This window comes from Massilia phosphatilytica (assembly GCF_977014125.1).
The window spans coordinates 1-8,272 of record NZ_CDRNIL010000022.1 but is presented as its reverse complement, the minus strand read 5'-3'; the positions used below and the strand labels follow the sequence as shown (position 1 = coordinate 8,272).

Below are 8,272 nucleotides of genomic sequence, written 5' to 3'. Positions count from 1 at the left end.
TGTATTGCTAAGGTTAAAACGGAGGAGTTAGTTGGATGATCCAGCACCTGGTGTCCAGCGGCTCGCGCGCCAGCCCGGGTAGAGCGAGCACGCCAAGGATAGCAGATAACGGCCACCGACAGCGCGTCGCACCCGCGAACACGGACCAGTTCAGGGTCTCGCCCAGCGCGCCGGTCAGCGGCAGCTGCACGAGCAGCACGAAGCGTGTCGGCGACGGCCAATGTACACAGCAGGCCCAGCACGGCCAGCACGACGAACACGGCGTACAGGATCGCCGTCAGGTGCAGGCCCTTGTACACGTACAACCCCACGTACAGCACGTCGACGACGATCCACGTGTGCCAGTTCTCGATCTTCTTTTTCGCCGTCAGCAACTGGCCCAGCAGGCTGCCGGCCGTGAGGAAGCCGTCCATGTGCGGCACGTCCGTGTCCGTGTACGCCTTCAGGAACGCCGACAGCACGACGAAGCCGATGGCCCAGCCGGAAGCCGACGCCAGCCAGCCGGCACGCGCCAGCCGCGTCACCGGCAGCGGCTTGCCCTCGGCCCCGCGCAGCCACTGCCACCAGCCCCAGATCGAGGCCGCGATGAACACGCCCTGCAGGCCGGCGTCGCCGTACAGGCGGGCATCGAAGAACACGATGCCGTACGTGGCCGACGACACGATGGCGAAGAACCAGCCCCAGTGGTTGCGCAGGATCGTGAGCACGACCGTCGCGACCGACAGGACGAAGCCAAGCAGTTCGAGCGGCGTGGTGGTAAAGCCAAGCAGGACCAGGGAATCGTTCATGGAAGAAGAGATGCGGGCGAATCGGCGATTATGGAAGGTGCGGCCCGTTTATGCAACCTGCGGACGAGTGTCCGTTTCCGGACACCGTTGCCCGCCAGCGGGCAGCGCCGCGCGTCCATGCGTCCTTGTCCGCCCGGGAAAGCACGCTGGCACGCGGCTTGCAATACAGGCAGCATTGCAACGCATCGCCTTTATCATGGACCAGGCCCTCAGTCTCGACATCATCCGCCGCCGCACCCGCCTGCGCGCAGCCACCGCCCTCGTGCTGTTCGGCGGCCTGTGCGCGGCTGCGTGGGGCCTGAACCGCGTGCTGCGTCCCAGCGTGTCCGGCGCCGACGTCGTCATCGCGCAGGTCCGGCGCGGGAACGTCGACAACACGATCAACGCGTCCGGCATCGTCATCCCCGTGCGCGAGGAAGTGGTGGCGAGTCCGGGCGCGAGCCGGGTCGCGAAGGTGCACGCCAAGCCCGGACAGCGGGTCGCCGCCGGTGACCTGCTGCTGGAACTGGACGACCGCGAGATCCGCCTCGCGCTGGAAGCGTTGAAGGAACAACTGGCGCAGCAGGACAACCGCATCGCGACCTTGAGCCAGGAACTGGAGCAGAAGCGCACGCAGATCGCCAGTGCCATCGAACTGCTGGAGATCGACCTGCTGGCCGCGCGCGCCACGCTGGAACGCAACGAGAAGCTGCGCTCGAGCGGCCTCGTGTCGGGCGAAAACCTGCTGACGGCGCAACTGAACGTCAAGCGCACGGAGATCCAGCTGCGCCAGCAGCGCGCACTGCTCGAGGACACCCGCCGCAGCACCGCCGGCAACATCGCCGCGGCCGACCTGCAGAAAGCGATCCTGCAAAAGCAGATCGCGCAGCAGGAACAGCTGCTCGACCGCACCCGCGTGCGCGCCCCGTTCGCGGGCATGCTGACCTGGCTGGTCGAGGACGAAGGCGCCAGCGTGGCGGCGGGCCAGCTCGTGGCGCGCGTCTCCGAATCGAACAACTACCGCGTCGAAGCCACGCTCTCTGACTTCCACGCGCGCCAGCTCGCGCCCGGGCAGCCCGTACGCGTGGAGCAGAACGGCGAGATCCTGGCCGGCACCGTCCACACGATCCTGCCCGAAATCCAGAACGGCACGATCAAGCTGCTCGTCGACCTGGCCCAGCCCCGCAACGCGCATCTGCGCAACAAGATGCGCGTGGACGTCGACGTGATCACCGAACGGCGCGCGCACGTGCTCGTGGTCGACAACGGCGCCGCCTTCAACGGCCGCGGGCCGCAGCCGGCGTTCGTCGTGGACGGCGGCGTGGCGCGCAAGCGGACGATCACGCTGGGCGCCAGCGACGGCAAGGTGGTCGAAGTCGTCGCGGGCGCACGCATGGGCGAGCGCGTGCTCGTCTCGGACACCCGCGCGTTCAAGGACCTGGACGCCGTCCGCATTTCGAATTGACGCATCATCCAACCCTACGAGGACGCCATGATCAGACTGCATAATGTCAGCAAGACCTACCGCACCGACAAGGTCGAGACGCTGGCCCTGAAGGACATCGACCTTGCCATCGACCGCGGCGAATTCGTCGCCATGATGGGCCCCAGCGGCTGCGGCAAGAGCACGCTGCTGAACCTCATCGGCCTGCTCGACCGGCCGGGCCAGGGCAGCGTGGAGATCGACGGCGCGGCCATCGCCTCGTACCGCGACAAGGACCTGGCGCAGCTGCGCAACCGGACGTTCGGCTTCGTGTTCCAGAGCTTCCACCTGATTCCCGACCTGCGCGTGATCGACAACGTCGAGCTGCCCCTGCTCTACCGCAGCGTGTCGGGCGGCGAGCGGCGCCGGCTCGCGCGCGCCGCGCTGGAGCGCGTGGGCCTCGGCGCGCGCATGGACCATTATCCGAACCAGCTGTCCGGCGGCCAGCAGCAGCGCGTGGCGATCGCGCGCGCCATCGTCGGCAACCCGCTCGTGCTGCTGGCCGACGAGCCCCACGGGGAACCTCGACAGCAGATGGGCGCCGAGGTCATCGACATCCTCCTCAGGCTGAACGCCGAAGGCACGACGATCGTGATGGTCACGCACGACGAACACGAGGCCCGCCGCGTCGGCCGCATCGTGCGCGTGTTCGACGGCCAGCTGGTGGAACCGGAGCGTCTCCATGCTGCGTAACTACCTGCTGACCGCCTACAAGGTCTTCATGCGCCGCAAGCTGTTCACGGCGATCAACCTGGCCTGCATCGTGCTGACGCTCGTCGTGCTGATGGTGGTCACCGCGCTGCTCCAGACGACGTTCTGGCCCGGCGGCGTGGAAGGCAGGAGCGACCGCTTCCTGCAGGTGTACGGCATCCGCAGCACGAGCCCGGACGGCAAGACCACGCGCACCACGCTGCTCGGCTACAAGACCATCGACAAATACCTCAAGCCGATCGCGGGCGCCGAGCGCGTGTCGGCCTTCACGGTGCCGGGCACGGTGTCGGTCTACCAGGGCGACCGCGTGAGCCAGCTCGACATGCGGCGCGTCGACGCCGACTACTGGAAGATCCTCGATTTCCACCTGCTGGCCGGACGCCTCCCGAACGAAGACGACGACCGCCTCGGGCGTCTCGTCGCCGTCGTCAACGCGACGACCGCGCGCCGCCTGTTTCCGGACGCCGCCGCGGTGGGGCAGCACATCAGCGTGAGCGGGCAGACGTTCGAGATCGTCGGCGTGGTCGCGGACGTCGTCCACATCAACGCCTACGCGGACATTTGGACGCCGTTGACGACGTTCCCGTCCACCGACTACCAGAAGGACCTGACGGGCGGCTTCGCCGCGATCCTGCTGGCGCGCGATCCGGGCGACCTGCCGCGCATCCGGGCCGAGGTCGCGCGCGCCGCGACGACGTTCGTGGCCGAGGACCCGCAGTATGTTCTCCACCACGCAGTTCTGGGCCGACAGCAAACTGGACGTGTTCGCCCGCGTGCTCCTGGGCCGGCAGAGCGAGGCCGATTCCGGCGCCGCGCGGCTGCTGATGATGATCGCCGGCGGCATGCTGCTGTTCATGCTGCTGCCCGCGCTGAACCTCGTCAACCTGAACATGGGGCGCATCCTCGAGCGCAGCGCCGAGATCGGCGTGCGCAAGGCGTTCGGCGCCACCAGCCTGCAACTGGCGGGCCAGCTGGTCGTCGAGAACGTCCTGCTGTGCCTCGCGGGCGGCCTGCTCGGCCTCGCGTGCGCCCGGCTCGCGCTGTGGTGGCTGGAAGCGTCACAGCTGATTCCCTACCTGGACGTCGACATCAACCTGCCGGTATTCGCAAGCGGCATGCTGCTCGCCTTCGTGTTCGGCCTGCTGTCCGGCGCGCTGCCCGCGTGGAAGATGTCGCGCCTCGACCCCGTCCATGCCCTGAAAGGAGCCGCGTGATGCTGCGCCACCTGTTGCGACTCACCTGGAAGCGCAAGTCCAGGCACCTGATGCTGAGCCTCGAGATCCTGCTCGCCTTCGTCATCGTGTTCGGCATCGCCGCGATCGGACTGCGCTACTGGCAGCTGTATCGGGAGCCGCTCGGCTTCGAGGGCACCGACACGTGGTCGGTCGCCATGCGGTTCTCCGACGTGCCGGCCGATGCGATTTCGCCGGACACCTACGACCTGCTGCGCCGCAGCCTGCTCGAACTGCCGGAAGTGCGGGCCGTCGGCTTTGCCACGCACTCGCCCTACACCCTGTCGACGTGGACCACCAGCTTCAAGTCGCCGCAAACCGGCGCCAAGGTGGACACGGACACCATCGAGGTGAGCGACGACGTCGCCGCCGCGCTGGGCGTGCATCTCGTGGCCGGGCGCTGGTTCGACGCCAGCGACGAAGGCCGCATCGAGCTGCCCGCGGTGCTGAACCGGCGCATGGCGGCCGCGCTATTCCCCGGCCGGCAGGCGCTGGGCCAGCGCTTCACGAGCGCGGAAGACGGCCCGCCCCGCACGTACCGGGTCGTGGGCCTGGTCGACGCGTTCCGCAACAAGGGGCCGTTCATGACGCCGACCAACTTCGTCATCGCCCGCTTCGCGCCGCATACGAGCCAGTCGCGCGTGCGCACGATCCTGCTCAAGGTCGCGCCGGGCACGCCGCGCGCGTTCGAGGCAACGCTGAACCAGCGGCTCAAGGCGGTCCGCAACGACTGGTCGTACGAGATCGCGCCCCTGGCCTCGATGCGCGCCTCGCTGCTGAAGGAGCAGCTGGTGCCGCTGGCCGTCGTCGCCGTCATCGCCGCGTTCATGCTGCTGATGGTTGCCTTCGGCCTGTTCGGCGTGCTGTGGCAGAACACGACGCACCGGATTCCCGAGATCGGCCTGCGCCGCGCGCTCGGCGCCAGCGCCGCCAGCATCTACCGGCAGATCGTGTTCGAACAGCTGCTGCTGTGTACATTGGCCGTCGCCGCCGCGCTCGTGCTGCTCGTGCAGCTGCCGCTGACCGGCGCGCTGGGCGAGACCCTGAACTGGTCCGTGTTCGCGGGTGCGACGCTGCTGTCGGTGGCCGTTATCTATCTGCTATCCTTGGCGTGCTCGCTCTACCCGGGCTGGCGCGCGAGCCGGCTCGATCCGGCCGCGGCGCTGCATTACGAATAAAAGGCATCCATGGAAATACAACGCAGGCGGCGCGTACTGGTCGTGGACGACGATCACGCCGTCCAGGTCTCGCTGGCCCTGCTCCTCAAGCAGGCCGGCTTCGACGCCGCATGCGCGGACGGTCCGCCAGAGGCGCTGGCGCAGCTCGAAGCGGGCGCTTTCGACCTCGTTTTACAGGACATGAATTTCTCGCTGCAGACGAGCGGCGCGGAGGGCCTGGACCTGCTCGCGCGGATCAAGGCGGCGCACCCCGCGCTGCCCGTGCTCCTGATGACGGCCTGGGGCTCGATCGCGCTGGCCGTGCGCGGCGTGAAGGCCGGCGCGGCCAACTTCTTCACGAAGCCCTGGGACAACGCCCAGCTGGTCGACCTGATCGGCGCGACGCTGGACCTGGGCGCGCCCGCGGCGCCGGCCGGCCGCACGCGCGCCGCGCTCGATGCGAAGTACGACTTCACGGGCATCGTCGGCGAGCATCCGAAACTGTTGAAGGTGCTGGAGACGATCGCGCAGGTCGCGGCCACGCGCGCGCCCGTGCTGGTGCTGGGCGAGAGCGGCACGGGCAAGGAACTGATCGCGGGACGCCATCCACCGCAACAGCCCGCGCAGCGCTTGCTCCCATCGTCAAGATCAATATGGGCGCCATCGCCACGTCCCTGTTCGAGAGCGAGATGTTCGGCCACGTGCGCGGCGCGTTCACCGATGCGAAGACCGACCGCAAGGGCCATGTGGCCAGCGCCGACGGCGGCACCTTGTTCCTCGACGAGATCGGGAAGCTGAACCGCGGCGACCAGGTCAAGCTGCTGCGCGTGCTGCAGGACCAGCGCTACCAGCCCGTGGGCGCGAGCCGCGCCGAACAGGCCGACGTGCGCGTCGTCTCGGCCACCAACCGCGAACTGGCGGAGCTGGTCGCCAGCGGCGACTTCCGCGAAGACCTGTTCTACCGGCTGAACCTGATCACGATCCGCCTGCCGCCGCTGCGCGAACGGCGCAGCGACATCCCGCTGCTCGCGCGCCACATCGTGGCCGCCGTGGCCGACGGCTACGGCCTGGGCACCGTCGGCCTCGCGCCGCAGGCGCTGGACTGGCTCGCCGCGCAGCCGTGGCCCGGCAACATCCGCCAGCTGAAACAGACGCTGGAACGCACGCTTCTGCTGGCCGGCAACGACGTTCTCACGCAGGCGGATTTCCAGGCCACGAGCGCCGTCGACGACAATGTGCCGGGCACGCGGCTCGGCGTCGACGGCATGACGCTGGACCAGGTCGAGCGCCTGATGATCGAGCAGGCGCTGCGCCAGCATGCGGGCGATATCTCGCGCGTGGCCAAGGCGCTCGGCCTGTCGCGCACCGCGCTGTACCGCCGGCTGGAACGCCACGGCCTCGGCGACGGCGCGCAGCCCGTGGAATGATGCGCATCCGGCTCGGCACCTACGTCGTGGCGCTGCACCTGCCGCTGTTCGGCTGCGCCGCCCTGCTGCTGCCGGCGCGGCCGCTGTGGTTCGTCGGCGCGGATGCCGTCGCCGGCCAGCCTCGCGCTGGGCTGGTGGCTCGGTGCGCCAGGCGCTGGAGCCGCTCGGCTTCACGCGCCGGTTCCACGACCTGCTGCAGGACCAGCAGTACGCCAACCGCCTGGCCGCCCCCGCATCGTCCGAACTGGACGACCTCGTGGGCACGTTCAACACGATGCTCGCCGCGCTGCACCGCGAGCGCCTGGCCATCGGCGAGCAGCAGGGCTTTCTCGACCGGCTGCTGGAAGCGACGCCGGCCGCCGTCCTCGTGTTCGACTTCGACGGCGCGATCAGCCTCGCGAACGCGAGCGCGGGAGCGCTCCTCGGCCTGGACCGCCCGCGGGGCAAGCCCTTGTCCGCATGGGCCGGCGCCGGCGCCGGCTTCGCGCCGGGCCTCGACGCGCGCGCCCGCGCGCGCGGGCGCGAGCTCGTCGCCCAGCTGGACGCGCTGCCGCTGGGCGAATCGCGGCTGCTGACGGACCTCGACGGCCGCCGCTACCGCGCCCAGCGCGGCCAGTTCTACGACCGCGGCTTCGCGCGCCACTTCCTGATGGTCGAGGAACTGACGGCCGAACTGGAAGATTCCGAGCGCGCCACCTACGAGCGCCTGATCCGCGTGCTCGCGCATGAAGTCAACAACACGGTGGCGGCGACGGGATCGGTGCTCGACTCGCTGCTGTTCTACCGCGGCCAGCTGGCGGAACCGGATGCCGGCGATTTCGCCACGGCCATCGTCGCCGTCAAGCGCCGCAATGCGAGCCTGGGCGAATTCATCGACCGCTTCACGAAGGTCGTCAAGATGCCGCCGCCGGAGCCGCGCCCGACGGACCTCAAGGCCGTCGTCGACGACATCCTCTGGCTGAACCGGGAACAGTGCAGCAGCCGCGGCATCGCGCTGGGCTGGCACCGCTGGACCCGGTCGCGCCGCTGGCGCTGGATGCGCAGCTGATCGAGCAGGCGCTCATGAACATCGTCAAGAATGCGATGGGAAGCCATCGAGGCGGCCGGCCAGGCGCACGGCGCGGTCAAGCTGGAGCTCGCGGACGAAGGGCGGCGCGTGCGGCTGTCCGTCGTCGATTCCGGCGACCTGCTGGGCGACGGGGCCCGCGCGGCCGTTGTTCACGCCGTTCTTCACGACGCGGAAGGGCGGCCAGGGGATCGGTTTGATGTTCGTGCGCGAGGTGCTGCAGCGGCACGGGTGCACGTATTGATTGGCGCCGGGCGCGCCGGGAGAGACGCGGTTCGATATCTGGTTCCCGGCCTGGTGATGCCGGCGTTCGCGCATAGAACACGAATCGATCCTGCCGCGTAGGGTGGGCACCAGGTGCTGGATCATCCAACTAACTCCTCCGTTTTAACCTTAGCAATACGTAACTGAACGAGTAGATCAAAAAAA

7 protein-coding genes and 3 pseudogenes are annotated in these 8,272 nt (G+C 68.9%); 8 read left to right on the top strand and 2 right to left on the bottom strand.

All coding sequences use genetic code 11. The annotated features are described in order from the left end of the window. Positions 1-230 precede the first annotated feature (230 nt). A pseudogene (gene pnuC, locus ACWNCF_RS00825) lies at positions 231-788 on the bottom strand (nicotinamide riboside transporter PnuC); the annotation flags it as partial. Positions 789-984: 196 nt separating this feature from the next. Here pnuC and ACWNCF_RS00820 point away from each other — a divergent pair. The 8 genes and pseudogenes from ACWNCF_RS00820 (at position 985) to ACWNCF_RS00785 (ending at position 7,825) form a co-directional block, all read left to right on the top strand. Then, complete coding sequence (locus tag ACWNCF_RS00820; protein ID WP_449405683.1) at positions 985-2,232, top strand: efflux RND transporter periplasmic adaptor subunit; 1,248 nt, start codon at positions 985-987, stop codon at positions 2,230-2,232. Between the two features lie 27 nt (positions 2,233-2,259). Continuing rightward, a complete protein-coding gene (locus tag ACWNCF_RS00815; protein WP_449405682.1) occupies positions 2,260-2,943 on the top strand; it encodes an ABC transporter ATP-binding protein in 684 nt (227 codons plus the stop codon). Then, positions 2,933-3,586: pseudogene (locus ACWNCF_RS00810) on the top strand (ABC transporter permease); the annotation flags it as partial. The gene ACWNCF_RS00815 and the pseudogene ACWNCF_RS00810, both read left to right, overlap by 11 nt. A gap of 94 nt (positions 3,587-3,680) precedes the next feature. Beyond that, complete coding sequence (locus tag ACWNCF_RS00805; RefSeq protein WP_449405685.1) at positions 3,681-4,175, top strand: ABC transporter permease; 495 nt, start codon at positions 3,681-3,683, stop codon at positions 4,173-4,175. Next, on the top strand, positions 4,175-5,371 hold the full coding sequence (locus ACWNCF_RS00800) for an ABC transporter permease (RefSeq protein WP_449405684.1): 1,197 nt from the start codon (positions 4,175-4,177) through the stop codon (positions 5,369-5,371). The genes ACWNCF_RS00805 and ACWNCF_RS00800 overlap by 1 nt, the downstream gene beginning before the upstream one ends. A gap of 9 nt (positions 5,372-5,380) precedes the next feature. Next, positions 5,381-5,893 (top strand): annotated as a pseudogene (locus tag ACWNCF_RS00795) (response regulator); the annotation flags it as partial. Between the two features lie 110 nt (positions 5,894-6,003). After that, complete coding sequence (locus tag ACWNCF_RS00790) at positions 6,004-6,777, top strand: sigma 54-interacting transcriptional regulator (protein WP_449405681.1); 774 nt, start codon at positions 6,004-6,006, stop codon at positions 6,775-6,777. Between the two features lie 142 nt (positions 6,778-6,919). After that, positions 6,920-7,825 (top strand): sensor histidine kinase, encoded by a 906-nt coding sequence (locus ACWNCF_RS00785; protein WP_449405680.1) that lies wholly within the window; start codon positions 6,920-6,922, stop codon positions 7,823-7,825. Positions 7,826-7,849: 24 nt separating this feature from the next. Here the strand turns inward: ACWNCF_RS00785 and ACWNCF_RS00780 are convergent, their stop codons facing one another. Then, complete coding sequence (locus tag ACWNCF_RS00780; protein WP_449405679.1) at positions 7,850-8,212, bottom strand: hypothetical protein; 363 nt, start codon at positions 8,210-8,212, stop codon at positions 7,850-7,852. Positions 8,213-8,272 lie beyond the last annotated feature (60 nt).

What these genes read in the sequence shown, in the direction of transcription:
- ACWNCF_RS00815 (WP_449405682.1), top strand. Translation starts at nt 2,260, where the DNA reads ATGATCAGACTGCATAATGTCAGCAAGACCTACCGCACCGACAAGGTC.
- ACWNCF_RS00780 (WP_449405679.1), bottom strand. Translation starts at nt 8,212, where the DNA reads ATGATCCAGCACCTGGTGCCCACCCTACGCGGCAGGATCGATTCGTGT.
- ACWNCF_RS00800 (WP_449405684.1), top strand. Translation starts at nt 4,175, where the DNA reads ATGCTGCGCCACCTGTTGCGACTCACCTGGAAGCGCAAGTCCAGGCAC.
- ACWNCF_RS00805 (WP_449405685.1), top strand. Translation starts at nt 3,681, where the DNA reads ATGTTCTCCACCACGCAGTTCTGGGCCGACAGCAAACTGGACGTGTTC.
- ACWNCF_RS00820 (WP_449405683.1), top strand. Translation starts at nt 985, where the DNA reads ATGGACCAGGCCCTCAGTCTCGACATCATCCGCCGCCGCACCCGCCTG.
- ACWNCF_RS00790 (WP_449405681.1), top strand. Translation starts at nt 6,004, where the DNA reads ATGGGCGCCATCGCCACGTCCCTGTTCGAGAGCGAGATGTTCGGCCAC.